The 18,757-nt window shown below is 68.9% G+C and carries 15 protein-coding genes; 8 read left to right on the forward strand and 7 right to left on the reverse strand.

Annotated elements, in window-relative coordinates:
• Positions 1–17 precede the first annotated feature (17 nt).
• From MST3598_RS05620 to MST3598_RS05630, 3 genes are all read right to left on the reverse strand, one after another.
• Positions 18–1,517: a sensor histidine kinase gene (locus MST3598_RS05620; protein ID WP_021198767.1), complete on the reverse strand. Its 1,500-nt coding sequence runs from the start codon at positions 1,515–1,517 to the stop codon at positions 18–20.
• A gap of 26 nt (positions 1,518–1,543) precedes the next feature.
• On the reverse strand, positions 1,544–2,272 hold the full coding sequence (locus MST3598_RS05625; protein WP_017828429.1) for a response regulator transcription factor: 729 nt from the start codon (positions 2,270–2,272) through the stop codon (positions 1,544–1,546).
• Positions 2,273–2,362: 90 nt separating this feature from the next.
• Positions 2,363–3,328 carry an acetylxylan esterase gene (locus tag MST3598_RS05630; protein ID WP_051671216.1) on the reverse strand — a complete coding sequence of 322 codons (966 nt, stop codon included), beginning with the start codon at positions 3,326–3,328 and terminating at the stop codon, positions 2,363–2,365.
• A 124-nt stretch (positions 3,329–3,452) separates the two neighbouring features.
• Between MST3598_RS05630 and MST3598_RS05635 the strand changes: the two genes are divergently transcribed.
• Complete coding sequence (locus tag MST3598_RS05635; RefSeq protein WP_136053603.1) at positions 3,453–7,463, forward strand: golvesin C-terminal-like domain-containing protein; 4,011 nt, start codon at positions 3,453–3,455, stop codon at positions 7,461–7,463.
• Between the two features lie 71 nt (positions 7,464–7,534).
• On the opposite strand, the gene MST3598_RS05640 is transcribed toward MST3598_RS05635, so the two are convergent.
• Positions 7,535–8,695 carry a mandelate racemase/muconate lactonizing enzyme family protein gene (locus tag MST3598_RS05640; RefSeq protein WP_029260535.1) on the reverse strand — a complete coding sequence of 387 codons (1,161 nt, stop codon included), beginning with the start codon at positions 8,693–8,695 and terminating at the stop codon, positions 7,535–7,537.
• 96 nt (positions 8,696–8,791) lie between these two features.
• Positions 8,792–9,595, reverse strand: a complete 804-nt coding sequence (locus MST3598_RS05645) for an IclR family transcriptional regulator (protein ID WP_021199741.1) — start codon at positions 9,593–9,595, stop codon at positions 8,792–8,794.
• Positions 9,596–9,930: 335 nt separating this feature from the next.
• On the opposite strand from MST3598_RS05645, the gene MST3598_RS05650 reads away from it, so the two are divergent.
• Genes MST3598_RS05650 through MST3598_RS05660 form a run of 3 tightly spaced genes read left to right on the forward strand, consistent with a single transcriptional unit; the run spans position 9,931 to position 12,981 of the window.
• Positions 9,931–10,761 (forward strand): carbohydrate ABC transporter permease, encoded by an 831-nt coding sequence (locus MST3598_RS05650; protein WP_231924911.1) that lies wholly within the window; start codon positions 9,931–9,933, stop codon positions 10,759–10,761.
• Positions 10,761–11,618, forward strand: coding sequence for a carbohydrate ABC transporter permease (locus MST3598_RS05655; RefSeq protein ID WP_051671217.1), 858 nt, complete (start codon positions 10,761–10,763; stop codon positions 11,616–11,618). Before MST3598_RS05650 ends, MST3598_RS05655 begins: the two co-directional genes overlap by 1 nt.
• Before the next feature lie 49 nt (positions 11,619–11,667).
• Complete coding sequence (locus MST3598_RS05660; RefSeq protein ID WP_021199738.1) at positions 11,668–12,981, forward strand: extracellular solute-binding protein; 1,314 nt, start codon at positions 11,668–11,670, stop codon at positions 12,979–12,981.
• Positions 12,982–13,047: 66 nt separating this feature from the next.
• Here the strand turns inward: MST3598_RS05660 and MST3598_RS05665 are convergent, their stop codons facing one another.
• Both MST3598_RS05665 and MST3598_RS05670 read right to left on the reverse strand, forming a co-directional pair.
• A complete protein-coding gene (locus MST3598_RS05665; protein WP_029260539.1) occupies positions 13,048–13,767 on the reverse strand; it encodes an SDR family NAD(P)-dependent oxidoreductase in 720 nt (239 codons plus the stop codon).
• Positions 13,764–14,681 carry a dihydrodipicolinate synthase family protein gene (locus MST3598_RS05670; protein WP_029260540.1) on the reverse strand — a complete coding sequence of 306 codons (918 nt, stop codon included), beginning with the start codon at positions 14,679–14,681 and terminating at the stop codon, positions 13,764–13,766. Before MST3598_RS05670 ends, MST3598_RS05665 begins: the two co-directional genes overlap by 4 nt.
• A 112-nt stretch (positions 14,682–14,793) precedes the next feature.
• Here MST3598_RS05670 and MST3598_RS05675 point away from each other — a divergent pair, with 112 nt between their 5' ends.
• The 4 genes from MST3598_RS05675 to MST3598_RS05690 all read left to right on the forward strand — a co-directional run bounded on the left by MST3598_RS05675 (position 14,794) and on the right by MST3598_RS05690 (position 18,743).
• Complete coding sequence (locus MST3598_RS05675) at positions 14,794–15,711, forward strand: SMP-30/gluconolactonase/LRE family protein (protein ID WP_021199735.1); 918 nt, start codon at positions 14,794–14,796, stop codon at positions 15,709–15,711.
• The gene (locus tag MST3598_RS05680) at positions 15,708–16,352 is read left to right on the forward strand and encodes a bifunctional 4-hydroxy-2-oxoglutarate aldolase/2-dehydro-3-deoxy-phosphogluconate aldolase (RefSeq protein ID WP_231494492.1); all 645 of its coding nucleotides are present in this window, start codon (positions 15,708–15,710) and stop codon (positions 16,350–16,352) included. Before MST3598_RS05675 ends, MST3598_RS05680 begins: the two co-directional genes overlap by 4 nt.
• Positions 16,353–16,455: 103 nt before the next feature.
• Positions 16,456–17,928: an ABC transporter permease gene (locus MST3598_RS05685; RefSeq protein WP_029260543.1), complete on the forward strand. Its 1,473-nt coding sequence runs from the start codon at positions 16,456–16,458 to the stop codon at positions 17,926–17,928.
• An 89-nt stretch (positions 17,929–18,017) separates the two neighbouring features.
• Positions 18,018–18,743, forward strand: coding sequence for an ABC transporter ATP-binding protein (locus tag MST3598_RS05690; protein WP_172889133.1), 726 nt, complete (start codon positions 18,018–18,020; stop codon positions 18,741–18,743).
• The last annotated feature ends 14 nt before the right edge of the window (positions 18,744–18,757 follow it).

The following is an 18,757-nucleotide window of genomic DNA, read 5'->3' on the forward strand; positions in this document are numbered from 1 at the left end:
CCGAGGGACCCGTCGGGTCAGGCCTCGGCGGTGTCGTCGTCGGCTGCCGCCGGGTTACGCGGGATGCGGACGGTGAAGGTCGTGTCACCGGGTTCGCTGGTGACGGTGATGAAGCCATGGTGCCCTTCGACGATGGCCTTCGCGATCGCGAGTCCGAGGCCCGTGCCGCCGGTCTGCCGGGCCCGCGAGCTGTCTCCACGGGCGAAACGGGCGAACAGCTCGTCACGGATGGCGGGGTCGATGCCCGGACCGTCGTCGTGCACGCGCAGCACGGCATCCTCACCCTCCTGCGCGACGCTCAGTGTCACGGTCGTGCCGGCTGGCGTGTGGGTGCGGGCGTTCGCGAGCAGGTTCGCGACGACCTGATGCATGCGTCCGGCGTCTCCCACGATCGTGACGGGTTCGTCGGGCACGTCGATGTTCCAGTGGTGGTCGGCCGCGGTCGGGCGTGCGTCCGAGAGGCCTTCGAGGGCCAGCTGGGTCAGGTCGACCGTGCCGTAGACGAGCTCCTGGCCTTCGTCGAGTCGGGCCAGCAGCAGCAGGTCCTCGACGAGGCGGGTCATCCGCAGCGACTGGGCCTGGATGCGCTCCAACGACGAGGTCGTGCCCTCGATGACCTCGGGACGCTCCGCCTGCGCGTTCGACTGACGCAGCGCGCGCAGCGACAATTCCGAGTATCCACGGATGGAGGCGAGCGGGGTGCGCAGTTCGTGGCTGGCGTCGGCGACGAAGCGCCGCATCCGCTCCTCGTTCTTCTGGCGGGAGGCGAGCGACGTGTTCACATGATCGAGCAGCTTGTTCAGGGAGGCGCCGACGATCCCGGTCTCGGTGCGCGGATCCGCCTCGGACGCCGGCACGCGCTCGGTGATCGTCACCTCGCCGCGATCGAGCTGCTGGTTGGCGACCCTGGTCGCGGTCATCGCGACAGCACGCAGCGGTCGCAGACTCACTCTGATCGTGATCGCAGTGGTCAGCGCCAGCAGGATGAGCCCGCCGATGGTCGCGAGGGCGATGACGGTGAGCAGTTGCGTGAGCTGGTTCTGGATCTCGTCACGGGGGAGTCCGGTGACAACCACGACGCCCGTGCTCGCAGGGTTTGCGACGACCCGGTAGGAACCGAGCCCCGCGAGCGAGACGGTCGCCGGCGTGCCGCTGCCCAGAGCGCTGATGAGTTCGTGCAGCTGATCCGCTGTGAGAGCCTGGGATGTTCCGCCGAGGTCGCCGTTCGAGTTGTCGAAGGCGATACCGGTTGCCCCGGTGACAGGACTCGCGACGGCGAACAGCAGGCCGGGAATCTGCGGGTTGCCGCCCTTGAGGATGTTGTCGACCGTGGCTCGTTCAGCCGGGACCTGTTGGACGAGCTGCTTCGTGATGCCCGCGGCATAGCTCTCGACCTTCTCGTCGAGCTGCCGCTCCAACGTGCTGCCCAGCGTCGCGCTGGTGATGACGGCGACGATGATGAGGATCAGCGAGACGAATCCGATCACGGCGGTCATCAGCCGTGTCTGCAGGCTCATCGGCCGTCTCATCACCGTCGCTGAGCTCACTGCGGAGCCTTGATCATGTAACCGACGCCCCGGACGGTGTGCAGCAGCGGTGTGCGGCCGGCATCGATCTTCTTGCGCAGGTAGGAGATGTACAGCTCGACGACCGACGACTTGCCGCCGAAGTCGTAGCTCCACACCCTGTCGAGGATCTGCGCCTTCGAAAGCACACGGCGTTCGTTGCGCATCAGATAGCGCAGCAACTCGAACTCGGTCGCGGTGAGCTCGATCTCGGTGCCGTCGCGCACGACCTCGTGGCTGTCCTCGTTCAGGGTGAGGTCGGCGACGCGCAGGATCGACTGCCCGTCGTCGGCCGTGGCGTGACCGGTGCGCCGGATGATCGCGCGCAGGCGGGCGATCACCTCTTCCAGGCTGAACGGCTTCGTGACATAGTCGTCGCCGCCCGCGGTGAGCCCGGCGACGCGATCGCCCACGGCGTCCTTCGCGGTGAGGAAGAGCACGGGGACGAGGTTGCCGGACTCGCGGAGCCGCTTGAGCACGGACATCCCGTCGAGATCGGGCATCATGATGTCGAGTACCAGCGCGTCGGGCTCGAACTCGCGCGCCACCTGGAGGGCTTCCATCCCGGACGAGGCCGTGCGCACCTCCCAACCCTCCATGCGCAGGGCCATGGCGAGGAGATCGGTGAGCATCTGCTCGTCGTCGACGGCGAGGATGCGCAGGGGGGAGCCGTCGGGGCGGCGCAGTTCGGGCAGGTCGCTGGTCATGTCCCTATTCTGCGGAATCTCCTATGCGATTTCTATGGAGAATGCTATGTGTTCTCTGAGAAATGCCGCGTCGGCGAGGAGATGACATGCTCACGCGATGCGCTCGTCGGGAAGCGCGAGGAAATCCATGCCGTCCTGCAGGGCGAGTCGGTCGGACAGGACGCCGACCGGTCCGTCGAGGTGACCGCCTGCGCGCACCCCGAGCCTCTTCGGGCCCGACAGCGCGTGATAGACCGCGAACTGCCCGCGCGGGTCCACCGCGGGGTCGAGCACCGCCGCGCTGACGTGCACGGGTATGCGCAGGCGCCGTGCGGCGGTCGCCGCATCGAAGTAGTCGAGCACCGGCCGCACCTCCGGGTGGTGACGGAGGTGCTGGCGAACGGCCTCTCCGCTCCCGGTGCAGTGCCGCGAGAGGCGCACATCGTGGTTCCCGAAGCTCGGCACGTCGAGAGCCGCACGGCGGAACCGGGCATCCCAGGGGAGCGCCAGGGCGCCGATGCCACCGCCGAAGCTGCCGCCGCTGAAGTCGAGAGCTGTCGCCGCCGACGGCGCCATCTCGAGGAGGACCGTCGCCGCCCGCCAGATGTCGGCTGCGCTGAACCGATGCGAGTACGTGTCGCGGTGTGCGATTCCGGCCAGCACGTGTTCGTCGGGCGAGGCGGGGAAGCGGCTGGCGGTGCCGACGTGCGTCCCGGGGGCGACGGGGAAGATCGCCGCGGTGCGGGCGGGCACCCGTTCGATGTCCGGTCCGGTCCGACCGCCGTATCCGTGTCCGACGACGAGGCCGCTGCGGACGTCGGCGGTGGCGTGCGGCAGCATCACGAAGGCGGTGGCGTCGTCCCCGGCCGAGGAGCGGAAGCGGATCTCCGTCACGCGATGCGTCGCGGTCGCGGGGTGCTCCAGTGCGACCTTCCACGCCACCGGTCCGACGCCGAACTCCTGGAATGTCGCCTGCCAGAAGTCGTCGAAGTCCTCGGGCTCGTCCGGCGATGCGAGCGGCGTGAGCAGGGCGCCCAGCGAGTACTCGGTCATCTCCTCGGGAGGGTTGTGGGTCACCGCGGGCGTCCTTTCGAGATGGTCTGCCTCGATGACGCTACCGGCGCCGACAGGGGGAGAAGCGCGCGTGATCGGCGAGGCGGATCCATTGACATGATCGCATATGAATTGCATTATGTGCATCATGGATTCAATAGATGGCAACGGAGCCGAAGACCATCCCCTGCTGTGGAGCCGCCGCTCCGTGCTGCGCATGCTCGTGATCGCCGGTGTGCTTCCTCCGGTGCTGGGCTCGCCCTACGGCTCGGCCCCCGCCGCCGCGACAGAACTCACGACGTCGGGAGGGGTCTACGCCGATGCCCTCCGTCGCCTGGACAAGCCGAACCTGGCATTCACCCAGGTCGCACAGCTGGTCGGGGACGACCACCGCATGACGTTCTTCCAGGCCACCTGGGACGGCGGGGCGACGATCGTGCGCGATCTCGAGGTCAAGCGCAACGACGGCTGGCTGGCGATCACCGATCCCGCCCACCGGTTCGACGAGCAGTGGCTGGTGCTGGAGGGGACGCTGCCGTCGGGGAGCGCGCCGGAGCTGTACGGACCGCTCACGCCCAGCTGGCTCGGATTCACCTCGTTCCAGGTGCTCGGGCCGCAGGCGATCGAGCTGACCACGAGCACCGACGATGTCGACCTGGTCGTGCGGTGGCGCCTGGAGGGCGCCCATCCTGAAGCGCACTACGTGGTGACGGCCAAGACCGCGGGGGACTACATCGTCGGCTATCAGAGCCAGGATGCGAAGTCGCTCGACGACCTCGACGAGGTGCTGTGCGGTTCGTACCAGCACGCGCTCTCGGTGCTCGACGGTTCCGCGCCCCTGGGAGCGTGGGAGCTCTTCGCTCCGATGGCGCTGACGCAGTATTCCGTGGGCGACGTCGCCGTCACCTCGGGTGTGTACCTGCCGTCGGAGGTGGCCGAGTTCGTGCACGAACGGCAGCTCATGTCGGATCGGCAGCCGTACGGCATGAGCCTGCGCAACGACAGCCTCGACATCGTGCCGTCCATGTACTCGCCGCAGCCCGGGCTGCGCACGGCCATGACGGTCGGACAGCAGCGCGGCTTCGCCTTCGGCATCGCCGCTCGAGCCGACACCCTGTACGGCACGTACACGCAACTGTGCCGGAACGAGTACGGCCTCACCGCGTATCGGCGCAATGTGTACGACCGATCGCTGACCGACGCGGTGCACGCGATGACCGCCCTGATCGCGGTCGAGCCGAGCGGCGACGATTCCGTCGACTACGTGCCTTCGTACTCGGGTTGGTGGAACCGCGCCAAGGGATTCGTCGACGTCGAGAACGAGGATGCGGTCCGCACGGCGGCCAGCGGAGTCGTGCTCGCCGCGCACTACCTGACCGGGACCGCCGACAGCACGCTCTACGACCGTCGTGCGCGTCCGCTCGTGGAGTACCAGCTCTCCCGCAAGGGCATCGGGCATACGCCGATGATCGGCAGCCCGGTGTACAACGACAAGACGCAGTACCGGATCGGGAAGATCCCCACCGATGCCGTGAACCTCGCGTCGCTCTACCAGCTCACGCACGGCCGCAACGCCGGCATCCAGCGGCTTGCGGTGCAGGCGACCAAGGCGGGCGTGGTCGGGCAGAGCAGGGCGCCGTTCTCGAACGCGCTGGCGACCTACCGCGTCACGGGGGATCCCGCCTATCTGGCGGAGGCGACGCTGATCGCCCGGAGGTATGCGCAGGAGCAGATCCTCACGCCGTATCGCAGCAACGGCCAACCGCCGGGAGGCTTCGCCTACAGCTTCTCGAAGTACTGGGTCGACCTTCTGGAGATGTTCGAGGCGACGGGCGAGACCGAGTTCCTCGACGGGGCATATCGCGAGGTGCAACGGTTCATCACGCAGACGGCGGTGCGCCCGGTTCCCGACACGAACGTCACGGTCCCGGTCGGAGCCGTCATCAAGCAGCAGTACGACTGGGAGTCGCGTTCGTCGCTCCCGTCCTACCCGACGACGAACGTTCCGACGGAGACGGTGCCGGCCTGGTACGTCTCGCCCTCCGGCCTGACGTTCGAGGCGCTGTCGTCGTTCAAGCTCGGCGTCAGCACCCTGACCAACCCGGGCGGCGGCTACGTGTTCAACCCGTGCTGGGCCGGAGCTCTGCTGCGGCTGGCGCATCACACCGGAGACGAGCTGCTCGCTGACATCGCGCACAACATGGTGATCGGACGGTTCACCACGTATCCCGGCTACTACGGGCGGCAGTTCCAGGTCGCGCACATGAAGCCCGACTTCGCGACGAGCGGTCCGGTGGGGATCACGGGGTACTACTTCCACCACGCGCCCGCCCAGCTCGGACTCGCGATGGACTACCTGATCAGTGAGAGCTTCTACCGCAGCGCCGGCGCGATCGAGTTCCCGCACGTGTTCGAGGCCGACTTCGCCTACTTCAAGTTCTTCGCCTACGGTCATGCGCCGGGAACGTTCTTCGGCGAGGACGGCGTGTGGCCGTACTTCCCCGAGGGGCTCATCGGGGTCGACAACCCTCTGGTCAACTGGATCGGCGGCGTCGGCAACGGTGCCCTGTACGTGAGCCTCACCAACTCCGCGGGCACCGCGCAGCAGGTGCTCGTCGACCTCTCCACCGATCTCACCGGCCTGCCCCGCAGCTCGTCGACCGCGGTCGAGGTGGTCGCCGCGAACGGCGCCCGCTCGACCTCGGCGGCCCAGAACGGTCGCGTCACCGTCACGGTGCCCGCGCGCGGACTGCTGGCCCTGGTGGTGCGGAACGTCACGGTGCAGCGGCCGGGGCTGCCGTTCGATGACGTCGTCGATCACGGGCGCGACAGCTTCCACGAGATCGACTCCGACCCCGCCACCGAGTACGGGGTCGCGCGCGGGATGCTTCTGGTGCGTCCCGACGGGCAGGGGTACGACGCCTACGTGCAGATCGACACCGAGCAACAGGCCACGCTGTCGTACCGCATCGGTGCGCAGGCGGTGCAGCAGGCTCCGCAGAAGGCGTACCCGTTCGAGTGGACGATCCCCGTCGACGACCTCACCAAGACGTTCCGGTACACGATCACCTCCGGGGGCACGACCACGCCCGAGGTCACCCTCCAGCTGCCGTCGCGGATCAGCGGGGCCAACCCCGGGCTGGCGGGCGATGTGATCGCGCAGGCGACCGGAACCGCCGGAGACCGGGTTCCCTTGATCATCGAAGTGCGCAATGCGACCGACGACCCCGTCACCGGCACCGTGGCTGTGACCCTGCCGTCTGGCTGGAGCCTCGACGGTGCCGTCCCGGCGATCTCCGTTCCCGCGCAGGGCTCCGCGCGGGTCGAGTCCGCGGCCGTCATCGCGACCGCAGCGGCGCTCGGCGAGGTCGAGGTGAAGGCGAAGCTGACGGTCACGGGCGAGGACCCCGTGACGCTGCGCCCCGCCGCGATCGAGGTGATCGACCGTCGCCGCCTGGTGTCGCTGACCTCCGACGTCGAGATCGTCAGCGGTCCCGGCGCGGTCGCGAAGCTGACGGCACTCGTCATCAACACCGGGGTCACCCCGCTGCAGGGCACGCTCGCGCTCTACGGCCTCACCGGGTGGAGCGTCGGGCAGCAGAGTGCGACGATCACGGTGCCGCCGAGGTCGGATCTGACCCACACCTGGACGGTGACGGCAGGGGCCGGTGTCGCGCCGGGATCGTCGACCCGATTCGAGGCGCGCCTGGACCAGACTCTGCGACGCGGAGTGCTCGTGCGCGTCGCCGATGAGGGCGTGATCGCACACACGCAGTCGCCGTGGCCGGGCTACCTGGAATCGGGCAACTGGTACCCCAGTGGACTCTCCGGCTGGAACGGCACGCGCACGCGCTACAGCGACTCCGACTCCGTGGGCAGCACCGTGACGTGGAACGTCGACCTTCCGCAGGCGGGGCTCTACCGCGTCTCGGTCTGGTACCCGACGAACCCCACGACCACGACCGCGGCCGCCTACGTCGTCGAGCATCAGAACGGCAGCTCCGAGGTGATCGTGGATCAGACCCAGGGCGCGGCAGCGTGGCGATCGCTGGGTTCGTTCCGCTACACGGCCGGTGCGACCGGAACAGTGCGGCTCGAGGTCCGCAACACCAGCATCCACCGCGTCAGCGCGGCGCAGTTCGTGCGCATCGGGGACTGACATGACGAAAGGGGTGGGCCGGTCGGAGAGATCCGGCCGGCCCACCCCTTCGTGGTGGGTGCGGAGGGGCGTCAGTGCCGCACGTACTCCTTGATCGCGTCCTCGTCGACGGTCACGCCGAGGCCGGGACCGGTCGGGACCAGGAACCCGCCGTCGGCACGCACCTCGAGCGGTGTCGTGAGCAGGCGGTTGGCGACCGGGAGCGTGAACGGCTGGTACTCGAACGCGAGGAGCGAGGCGGCGCTCGCCGCGACGTGCACACCGGCGGCCATCGCGATGCCGAAGGCCGCGGAGTGGTGAGGCGCGACCTGCACGTGGAACGCATCGGCGACAGCCGCGATCGCGAGGCCCTCGGTGATGCCCGTGCGGCCGATGTCGGGCTGCGTGAGGCCGACCGCGCGGCGGGTGAGCCAGTCGGTGAACTCGAAGCGGCTGCGCATCGCCTCGCCGACCGCGATCGGCGTGGCGAGCGCGGTCGCGAGGTCGCGGTGGCCCTCCACGTCTTCGGGAGCCAACGGCGCTTCGAAGAACCACGCCCTCCGGTCGTCGAGCTCCCGACCGAGGGCCCGCGCCTCGCCGAGCCGGTAGGTCCAGTGCGCGTCGAGCGCGACGTCGAGGTCGGGGTGCACACCCCGGACCGCGTCGTAGGTGGCGAGGTCGGTGCGGATGTCGACGCCGAGGTGCAGCTTGATGCGGCGCACGCCGCCCTCGACGAGCTCGGCCGCCTTCTCCGCCCGCTCGACGTCGTCGACACCGCGGATCCCGGAGACATAGGTCGGCAGCACTTCGTGGAAGCGTCCCCCGGCGAGCTCGGAGACCGAGAGGCCGGTCGCATGGCCCCAGAGATCCCACAGGGCGATGTCGACGGCTGCCATGGCGTCGGCCTGGTGGCCGGTGAGGTGCCCGCGCTCGCGCATCGACTCGGTCATGCGGTGCCAGAGCGAGCGCACCGAGCGTGGGTCCTCACCGAGGATGAGGGGGGTGAGCAGGTTGTCGACGATCGCCGCGGCGACGACGGGAGCGACCGGCGCCAGCGCCTCGCCCCAGCCCACGAGACCCTCGTCGGTCTCGATCTTCACCAGCAGGGTCTCGTAGCCGGGGGAGTAGAGGCTCCGCCACGGCGGGCGGATCACGTAGCCGCGGTGGTCGACTGCGGTGTCGCCGGCGTAGGAGTTGTTCGCCTCCTCCTTCGACAGGTAGAGGGGGAAGGTCTGGACGCGCGTGATTCTCACAGGGGTCTCCAAAGACATCGAGGGGCGAGCGGCCGGCGGCTGGTGCCGCGGTCAGGGATCAGGATCGGATCAGAGGGCCGCGTCGCGGCGGAGGAGTCAGAGCGCGGCGAAGGCCGACGCGGTGCGGGACGGGCTGTAGCCGAGAGCCACGGAGATCTCGTCGGCCGCTTCGATCAGCTGCAGCGCGAGTTCCTGGTGCGGGGCGTGCAGATCGAGCACCGAGAGGGGACCGCTCGCGGAGAGCCCGGCGACGATCTCACCCGCGCGGTTGCGGATGGGGGCGGCGATGCACGCGCGTCCGAAGGCGAGCTCCTCGATCTCGGTCGCATAGCCCCGGCTGCGGGTCTCGTCGAGGGCGAGCTGCATGGCTGCACGGTCGACGATCGTATGAGGGGTGAAGCGCTGAGGCGTCTGGGCGAAGTACTCGTCCACCTGCTCATCGGTCATGCCGGAGAGCAGGGCCTTGCCGAGGCCGGTGGCGTGCAGAGGGCCGGTGCGTCCGGCCATCGCGAAGGACTTGGGCGCGAGCGCGCCTTCGAAGTTGCAGAGGTAGGTGAAGGTGAAGCCGCTGAGCTCGGCGACGTTCACGCCGATCTCGATCTTGCGGGCGAGGTTCTGGGCGATCTGCCGCGACGCGCGGAAGATGGGGGAGCCGTTGAGGGCGATCGTGCCGAGCGCCACGGCTGCCGGTCCCAGGCGGTAGAGGCCGGTGCGGGCGTCCTGCACCACGAACTTCATGCGGTCGAGTGCCGACATCATGCGCGAGACGGTGGACTGGCCGAGCCCGGTGAGCGTGCAGAGCTCGGAGACCCTCAGCTCGCCGGACTCCTCGGTGAAGCATGCGAGCAACGACATCGCCCGTTCGACGGTCTGGGTGCCGCCCACCGATTCCGATGCCATGGTCACTCCTCCTCAGTACTGCCGCCGCGGATGCGACGCTGCGGCTGGTCGCCGCTGCCAGTCATCTTATGCAGTGAAATGGCTTCGAGCAACACAAATGTGGGTGTCTTATGCATTTTGTGGATTTCGCATCCGCATTGTGGTTAACTGGCCGCACGTCGACGTTGACGACTGTGACGACGACGCGCAGGGCCCCCGGGGGTCGTCTCTACTGGAAAGTGACTGCAATGCAACAAGCCATACTCGAGCGGCCCGCGGAGAGCGAGCAGAAGGCCGTCGAGCCACGCTCCGGGCGACGCTCTACGCTGGGCGCGAAGGATCGCACCTTCGGTTTCATGATCGCACTTCCTGCGGTCCTTCTGTTCCTCGTGATCGCGATCTTCCCCCTCGTGTCGAGCATCTTCACGAGCCTGTTCGATCAATCGCTCCTGCGTCCCGAGCGCACCTTCGTGGGTCTGGACAACTATGCGGCCGTGTGGGAGGAGTTCTTCGCCCGGCTCGGCACGACCCTCGTGTTCGCGTCGCTCTCCACGGTCTTCCCCCTCGTGCTCGGTGTGGCTCTCGCCCTGCTGCTGAACGCCCGCATGCGCGGACGCAACATCCTGCGCGGCGCTCTCATGCTGCCCTGGCTGCTCCCCGGCGTGGTCGTCTCCTTCCTCTGGGCGTGGATCTTCAACGACAGCTACGGCGTCGTCAACCACGTGCTCTCGGTCTTCGGCCTGCCGGAGGTCAGCATGCTCGGCACCCCGACCGGCGCGATGGCCGCCGTGGTCATCGCCAAGACCTGGCACTCGTTCCCGTGGATCATGGTCGTCGCCCTCGCGGTGCTCCAGACCCTCCCGAGCGAGCAGATCGAGGCGGCCACGATCGACGGTGCGACGCGTGCGCAGCGGTTCCGCCACATCTCGCTGCCGCACATCGCCGGCCCGGTCACCCTCGTCGCGGTGCTCGAGTTCATCTACAACTTCGGCAACTTCGACACGATCTTCGTCATGACCGGCGGCGGGCCCGGCAATTCGACCACGACGCTCGCGGTCAGCCTCTACGACCTGGCCTTCGGCAGCTACGAGCTCGGCAAGGCCTCGGCCATGGGCACACTCTGGCTCGTCCTGCTCGCGATCATCACGACCGGATACCTGTTCCTCAACCGACGGCTGGAGAAGTGATGCGCCGTAGTCGCGATGTGGGGGAGTCGATCATCCGCCCCCACCTGTCCATCCCGGGGCGCGTGCTGCTCCTGCTCCTCGCTCTGTTCGGCCTGCTGCCGGTGTACTGGCTCACGGCGACCGCGTTCACGAAGAAGGAGGACGTCTTCTCCCTGGACCGTCCGTTCTTCCCGGTCGACCCGACTTTCGAGAACTTCGTCGGCTTCTTCCAGAACGACCTGCTGCTGAAGAACCTCATGAACAGCATCATCGTCTCCACCGGAACCGCCCTGCTCGCGGTCCTGGTCGGCGGCCTGATGGCGTACTCGCTGTCGAAGTTCCGCTACCGCGGCCGGAACGCCGTCATGTTCATGTTCCTCATCGGCCAGCTGATCCCCGGCGCCCTTCTGCTCATCTCGCTGTACCTGATGCTGAGCTCGGCCGGGCTGCTGTACACCTACGCTGCGCTGATCATCTCGTTCACGACGTTCACACTGCCGCTCGCGGTGTTCCTGTTGAAGGGCATCATCGACGCCCTCCCCGACGACATCATCGAGGCGGCGAAGGTCGATGGCCTGTCGCGCACGGGCACGATGTTCCGCATCGTGTTCCCGCTCGTGGTCCCCGGTCTCATCACCGCGGGCATGTTCGCGTTCATGCGCGGCTGGAGCGATCTGCTCTTCGCCCTCACGCTCGCCGGACCCGACAAGCAGACCCTGCCCGCCGGACTCACCCAGGCGTTCATCCGCGAGGGCACGGCCGACTGGCCGGCACTCATGGCGGCGTCCCTCATCACCTCCCTCCCGCTCGTCATCATCTTCATCCTCCTGCAGCGCTACTTCGTCTCCGGCCTCGCCGCCGGAGCGGTCAAGGGCTAGCGATGCACCGCAGAACAGCTCGTCCCCCTCATCCCGAAGGAGCAGTCTCATGAACATCTCGAACTCGCAGCTGAGCCGCCGAGCCTTCCTCGGAGGCGGCACGGTCCTCGCCGCGTTCGGCGCTCTCGCGCTCGCCGGCTGTGCCACTCCCGCCGCCCCCGGCACCGGTGCCGGAGCCACGGCCGCCGGGGCCACGAAGGCCAAGACCATCAACTTCTACGGCAACTCGCTCGGCGAGGAGGCCCTGAAGTCGGCATGGCAGGGCATCCTCGACGGATTCTCGAAGCAGGAGGGCGTCAAGGTCGCCCCCGTGATCTACCCGTACGATCAGGCGGCCACCCAGCTGGCGCTGACCGGACGCTCCGGCAACCTCATGGGCGTCGGACAGTCGGGCGGGTGGCAGGTGCTCACCCCCATGAACGTGCTCGCCGACCTCTCCGACCTCGCGAAGGGGCTCGGCATCCCGCAGGGTGTGCTCGACTCGTACACGATGGACGGCAAGCTGCTCGTGCTGCCCCTGACGGCCGCCGGCATCGGCATCATCACCAACGGAGAGATCGCGAAGAGCGTCGGCATCAAGTCGGGCATGACCGTGGAGCAGTTCGCCACGGCGCTCGAGAAGATCAAGAAGCAGGACTCCTCGTTGATCCCGTACGCCGCCGTCACCAAGAACCCCGACCTCAAGGACGCCGTCCCGTGGATGTGGGGCTTCGGCAGCGACGTCGTCACCGACGATCTGAAGTGCACCCTGGGCGACGCCGAGAGCGTCAAGGCCGTCACCTGGTACAAGTCCCTGCAGGACGCAGGGCTGACACAGACGAACGTGGCGCGCAGCGATGCCCGTATCCTGTTCGCGAGCGGACGGGCGGCCCTGTACGACGACGCCCCGCTCGCATCGACCTTCGTCAAGACGAACGGTGCCGCCCAGAACATCATCGACAACATCGGCGCGATCTCGCGTCCGACCGCCGGGGGCAAGGACTCCTTCAACCGGGCCTGGGGCAGCGGTGTCTTCGCGACGGCGGGCGAGGGAGAGCTCACGAGCCGTGACTTCATCCTCTACGCCGCGACCAATGTCGAAGCGGCGACCGCGCTGTACGAGAACTCCGCGGTGGCACCTGCCGCCAAGAGCGTCGCCGACAAGATCCCGGCCCTCGCGGCAGACAAGTTCCAGGGCGCGTTCCGCACCGAGGTCTCCGAGCACGCCCGTGGCGCCGCCTGGGACCGCGTCGCGGTCACCGCGCAGATCGATGCGGCCATCGGAGCGGGGGTCGCGACGATCCTCGCCGGTCAGGTCGAGGTGCAGGCCGGCCTCAACGCGCTGAAGAAGGAAGTGCAGGGTCTGCTCGACGCGAACGCCTGAGCGGATCGCAGAGTCAGAAGGCCGCGTCCCGATGGGGACGCGGCCTTCTTCGTGGGAACGAGCGGCTCAGAGCCAGCGTTCCCGCAGCACCGGCTTCAGCCAGGCGGCGGGCGAGGAGATCGACAGACCGCCGTCGACGGCGATCGAGGTGCCGGTGACGAAGGATGCGGCGTCGGAGGCGAGGAACGCCACGACCGAAGCCACCTCCTCCGGGCGCCCGATGCGCCCGAGCGGGTAGCCCTCGCTCTCTCCGGTGTCGACGGCCGAGATGCTGCCAGGCTGCACGGCGTTGACGCGGATGCCGCGGGGGCCGTAGTCGAGGGCGAGCTGGCGGATGAGGCCGTCCACACCGGCCTTCGCGGCCGCATAGGCCGGGAGGGCAGGAGCCGCGAGGGACGAGTTGACCGAGGTCACCGCGACGATCGACGACCCCGATGCGAGGCGGGGGAGAGCGGCTCGTGCCACGAAGAACGCCGAGTCGAGCGTGGCGCCGAGCGCGCCGCGCCAGTCTTCGTCGCTCGTGGCCTCCGCGCGGGCGATCGGCATGCGGCCGGCCGCGAGCACGACGACGTCGAGTCGGCCGAGCGCCTGCTCCGCATCCGCGACGGCGCGGTCGGCGGCCTCCGGTCGGCTGCAGTCCGCGACGAGGTACCGCTCGAAGACGGGATCGTCGGAGTCTTCGAGCCCCACCCCGACGACGGCGTCTCCACCGTCGACGAAGGCGCGGGCGATCGCGAGACCGATGTCGGAACTGCCGCCGATCAGCAGCACGCCGCGGCGGGTCACACGCGCACCGTGGTGGGGATGGGCGGAAGGGCGAGCTCGTCGATGACCAGCTTGACCGATGCACGGCTGCCGGCGTCCAGGCGCGAAGCCGGATAGCGCACCGTCGCGTGGTCGATCACGCCGCGCGCGACGAGGACCTCCTTGTGCACCGCCCACGCGATGCCGCCCTGCAGACCGATCAGCACGAGAGGGAGCATACGACGGAACTCGGCACGGGCTTCGTCGACGCGCCCCTCCGTGAACTGCGCGAGCACCGGACCGAGGAGGTCGGGGAACTCGCAGGCCGGCATCGTGCCGACGGCGCCCCTGGCATACTCCTCCAGGCAGAATTGCGCATTCTGTCCACCGAGCACCGCGAAGTTCGGATCGTCGATCGCCGAGACGACCGCGCCGACCTTGGGCGCGGTCGGCGGGGCTTCGACCTTGACGGAGTCGACGCCCTCGAGGCGGGCGATCTCGGCGATCAGCGCAGGGGCCATCACGACGCCGGTGACGCCGGGGGCATCCTGCACCATGACCGAGAGGGAGGTGGCGTCGGCGACATCTCCGTAGAAGTCGACGAGCGTCCCGGCGGGCGGCTTCACCATGAACGGAGGAAGCACCATGAGGGCATCAGCGCCCCCTTCCTCCGCGAGGAGGGCCTGCTCGATCGAGGTCGCCGTGGACGTGCCGTTGACGCCGGCGATCACGGGCACCCGGCCCTCGACCACACGGACGACATCGTCCAGGATCGTGCGGCGCTCCTCGGTGGTGAGCGCGAAGCCCTCGCTCGCCATTCCGAAGACGGCGACGCCGTCGACTCCGGACGCGAGCTGGAACTCGACCAGTCGGCGCAGGCTCTCGCGGTCGAGGGCACCCGACTCGTCGAAAGGTGTCGCCAGGATGGGCATCAAGCCGTGGAGTGTCGGAGCCATCAGCTGTTTCCCCGCTTCATCATCGTGTATCCACATTTCTCGCAAGTGTTATGCATATTGTGAGATAGTCTGCCACATAACGGTTATGACCTACCAGAGAAGGATGACCCGGATGTCGCACCCTCAGGCCGCCCGCACCGTCGAGATCCTCTCCGACGCCCGCTACGTCCAGGCCGAATCTCCACGCTGGGATGCCCGTGACGGCAGCCTCCTCTGGATCGACATGGCGACGGGTTCGCTGCACCGCGGACGCATCGAGGGCATCACGGTCGTTCCCGAGGCCGCGGTCGTCGTCGGCGCGCAGATCGGTGCCCCGATCCCGCTCGCGCAGCCGGGCACAGGGTGGCTGGTCGGCGTCGACCGCCGCGTCGTCCACGTGAGCGACGATGGCGTCGTCTCGCCGATCACCGACGACATCGCGGGACCCGGCGACTACATGAACGATGGCGGGGGCGATCCGTCCGGGCGCTTTTGGGTGGGGAGCCAGGCCATGCCCCGCGACCCGCACTGCACACTGTGGAGCCTCGGTCCCGACGGGGAGCCCGTCGCGCGCCTCGGCGGCATCACCGTGTCGAACGGCCTCGCCTTCGACCGCACCGGTGCCACGCTCTACTACATCGACACGCTCCCGCATCGCCGCATCGAGGCGTTCGATGTGGCGCCGGACGGAGAGCTCTCGAACCGCCGCACGGTGTGCCGGGTCGAAGGAGGCAACCCCGACGGCATGACGATCGACCTCGACGGTATGCTCTGGGTCGCGGTCTGGGATGCGTCCGAGGTGCGCCGCTACTCGCCGGCCGGGGAGCTCCTGGAGACGATCGTCCTTCCGGCGAAGCGGCCGACAGCCGTGGCTCTGGTCGACCGGCTGCTGGTGATCACCACCGCGAGCATCGGACTGACCGATCCCGCCGACGCCGACGGGGCACTGCTCGGCGTGGAGGTGGAGGTCGGCGGCGCACCCGCGTTCCCCTGGCGAGGCGCGGTGCCGGCGACGACGGCGGCCGGTTCGATCGAGGAGGGGGCCTCGTGAGCACCGTGGACAACGCGCAGCTGCAGGAACGCCTGCGCCGCACCCGACTCGTCGCGATCCTGCGGGGGACGGATGTCGACGCCACGGTCGGCGCGGCGCGGACGCTGCTCGCGGCGGGCGTGCTCACCCTCGAGATCGCACTCACCCTGCCTGACGCGGAGGAGGCGATCGCCCAGGTCGTGCAGGACGCGCCGAACGGAGCGCTGATCGGCGCCGGTACCGTGCTCGATGAGGCGGATGTCGAACGCGCCGTCGCCGCCGGAGCGCAGTTCATGGTGACGCCCACCCTCAGTGCATCCGTCCCGTATGCGGTCAGTCAGGGCATCGGCGTGCTCCCGGGCGTGTACACGCCCACCGAGATCCAGCGCGGCCACGACCTCGGCAGTGCAGCGGTGAAGCTGTTCCCCGCATCGGCGCTCGGGTCTGGTTTCATCCGCGCCGTCCGCGATCCTTTCCCGCAGGCGCGGATCATCCCCGTGGGAGGGGTGCGCGTCGACACTGTCGCCGAGTACCTCGCCGCCGGGGCGTTCGGCATCGGGGTGGGCGGGCCTCTCGTCGGCGATGCGGCGAGTCCCGGCGGCGATCTCGACGCGCTCGCCGTCCGCGCCGGGGCATTCATGCAGGCCGTGCGCGCGGGGTGACCGGCGCACTCCATAGGTTCCTCATCATCGGCCCCTCGATCTCGCATATGCGCGATTCCTAACGTCGATCTCGCCCCGCGATGGCCGCGGCGGAAGGAGAGAGATGTACGGAACGTATCTGCGGCGCGAACTCGCCGGCCGCAAGAAGCAGACGATGATCGTCGCGATCGGGTTGGCGATCGCGATCGCCCTCGTGATCGTGGTCAACGCCCTCACGGCGGGAGTGCGGGACGCGCAGGCGCAGGCCCTCGCCTCCGTCTACGGCGTCGGCACCGATCTCACCGTGACGGGCGAGCCCGCCGAACCCGGCCAAGGCGAAGGGCCGCGCTTCGACTTCGACGCGGATGCAGGTCAGAGCGACGGCGAGACCACCACGCTCGCGCAGTCCACGCTGCGGACCGATTTCCTGCGCGGCACGCTCGACTCATCGGTGCTCGACACCGTCACCGCCACGGACGGGGTCGCCGCGGCATCCGGGGCGCTCAGCCTCACGAACGCCACCTTCTCCGGTGAGGTGCCCAGCGGTGGATTCGCTCCGCAGGACGGCGAGCAGCCGGCCGCGCCCGAGGAGGGGCAGACCGCACCGGACGCCGGACAGGGCGGCGGAGGAGGATCCTTCGGAGTCGACTCCTTCTCCGTGCTCGGCATCGACCCCGCAGCGACCTCGGTCGGTCCGCTCGCGTCGGCCGAGGTGACGGACGGACGCGGGTTCGACGCCGATGATGCCGAGGCGCTCGTCGCCCTCGTCGACAACACCTACGCGGGTACCAATGAGATCGCGGTGGGAGACACGATCGATGTCGCCGGCTCCGATGTGGAGGTCGTCGGCATCCTCGGTTCGACCTCGGACAGCGCGGATACGGCCGCGAACGTCTATCTGCCGCTGCGCACCGCGCAGACGCTCGCCGGAGTGGACGACGTCATCTCCACCGTCTACGTGCAGGCGGATTCGGCCGATTCGATCGAGGCCGTGCAGTCCGCATTGGCCGACGCGCTCCCCGATGCGACCGTCACCTCGCAGTCCGAGCTCGCCGCAACCGTCTCCGGTTCGCTCTCCAGCGCGACCGCACTGATCACGAACCTCGGCACCTGGCTCTCGATCATCGTGCTCGCCGTCGCCGTGCTGCTCTCGGTGCTGCTCACCCTGTCGGGCGTCGGGCGTCGCACCAGGGAGTTCGGAACGCTCAAGGCGATCGGCTGGTCGAACGGCAGGGTCGTCCGTCAGGTCGCCGGAGAGTCCATGGTGCAGGGGCTGATCGGGGGAGCGGTCGGCCTCGTCCTGGGTATCGCCGGCATCGTGCTGATCAACGTCCTGAGGCCCACGGTCGCTGCGAGCGGTGCGAGCCAGGGCGCGGGTCCCGGTGCCATCGGCGGGGGCATGGGCGGGGGACCGACCGGAGGTGGAGGGATGCTCCAGACCGCCGCGGCGGATGTCGTGCTCCAGGCGCCGTTCACCCCCGGGGTGCTGGTCGCCGCCGTCGGTCTCGCGGTGCTCGGCGGACTCGTCGCCGGAGCGTTCGGCGGCTGGCGCGCCGCGCGTCTCAGCCCGGCGGAAGCCCTGCGGTCGGTCGCATGATCACCGCACGCGCGGGCGACGTCCGGCACGACCCGCCACCCCCGATCCGAACAACCCGGAAGCCGACGACCCACGAGCAGGAGACGCACATGACCATCGCAGACCTCGAGCAGACGGCGCCCCGAGGCGGGCACGAGCAGCCGATCTACCGCGTCACGGGCGTGACCCGGACGTACACGCAGAAGGGGCGCATCGTGAAAGCGCTGACCGGTGTGGACCTCGACATCATGCCCGGCGAGTTCGTCACGATCCAGGGCCCCACCGGCGGCGGCAAGTCCACGCTCCTGCAACTGCTCGGTGCGCTCGACACGCCGACGACGGGTTCCCTCCTGCTCGACGGCCGCGAACTCGCGTCGGCCTCGGCGAAGGAACTCGGACGCCTCAGGGCGGAGGAGCTCGGATTCGTGTTCCAGGGGTTCAACCTGATCCCTACGCTCACGGCCACGGAGAACGTCGACATGGCGCTCGAGCCCCTCGATCTCGACAAGGGAGAGCGGCGCATGAGGGTCGCTGAGGCTCTCGCCCACGTCGGTCTCGACGACAGAGGCGACCATCGGCCCGCTGAGCTCTCCGGAGGTCAGCAGCAACGCGTCGCGATCGCGCGCGCCCTCGTCAAGAGGCCGCGGGTGCTCCTGGCCGACGAGCCGACGGGCAACCTCGATGAGAGCATGCGCGACGAGATCCTGACGCTTCTCGAATCGCTGTGCGCCGAGGGGATCACGATCATCGTGGTGACGCACGACTCGGCGGTGGCGCGACGCGCGACACGGCGTCTGCGCCTCACGAAGGGTGTCGTCCAGGACATCACGAGGTAGGCGGTGGGATGGCA

Origin of the sequence: Microbacterium sp. TPU 3598 (genome assembly GCF_002356155.1) — a bacterium.
Lineage (GTDB): Bacteria > Actinomycetota > Actinomycetes > Actinomycetales > Microbacteriaceae > Microbacterium > Microbacterium maritypicum_A.

Bases quoted from the DNA above. Each gene is read 5' to 3' on its own strand.
- MST3598_RS05620 (WP_021198767.1), bottom strand. From the start codon at position 1,517: ATGAGCCTGCAGACACGGCTGATGACCGCCGTGATCGGATTCGTCTCG.
- MST3598_RS05625 (WP_017828429.1), bottom strand. From the start codon at position 2,272: ATGACCAGCGACCTGCCCGAACTGCGCCGCCCCGACGGCTCCCCCCTG.
- MST3598_RS05635 (WP_136053603.1), top strand. From the start codon at position 3,453: ATGGATTCAATAGATGGCAACGGAGCCGAAGACCATCCCCTGCTGTGG.
- MST3598_RS05645 (WP_021199741.1), bottom strand. From the start codon at position 9,595: ATGGCATCGGAATCGGTGGGCGGCACCCAGACCGTCGAACGGGCGATG.
- MST3598_RS05650 (WP_231924911.1), top strand. From the start codon at position 9,931: ATGATCGCACTTCCTGCGGTCCTTCTGTTCCTCGTGATCGCGATCTTC.
- MST3598_RS05655 (WP_051671217.1), top strand. From the start codon at position 10,761: ATGCGCCGTAGTCGCGATGTGGGGGAGTCGATCATCCGCCCCCACCTG.
- MST3598_RS05660 (WP_021199738.1), top strand. From the start codon at position 11,668: ATGAACATCTCGAACTCGCAGCTGAGCCGCCGAGCCTTCCTCGGAGGC.
- MST3598_RS05670 (WP_029260540.1), bottom strand. From the start codon at position 14,681: ATGGCTCCGACACTCCACGGCTTGATGCCCATCCTGGCGACACCTTTC.
- MST3598_RS05675 (WP_021199735.1), top strand. From the start codon at position 14,794: ATGTCGCACCCTCAGGCCGCCCGCACCGTCGAGATCCTCTCCGACGCC.
- MST3598_RS05685 (WP_029260543.1), top strand. From the start codon at position 16,456: ATGTACGGAACGTATCTGCGGCGCGAACTCGCCGGCCGCAAGAAGCAG.
- MST3598_RS05690 (WP_172889133.1), top strand. From the start codon at position 18,018: ATGACCATCGCAGACCTCGAGCAGACGGCGCCCCGAGGCGGGCACGAG.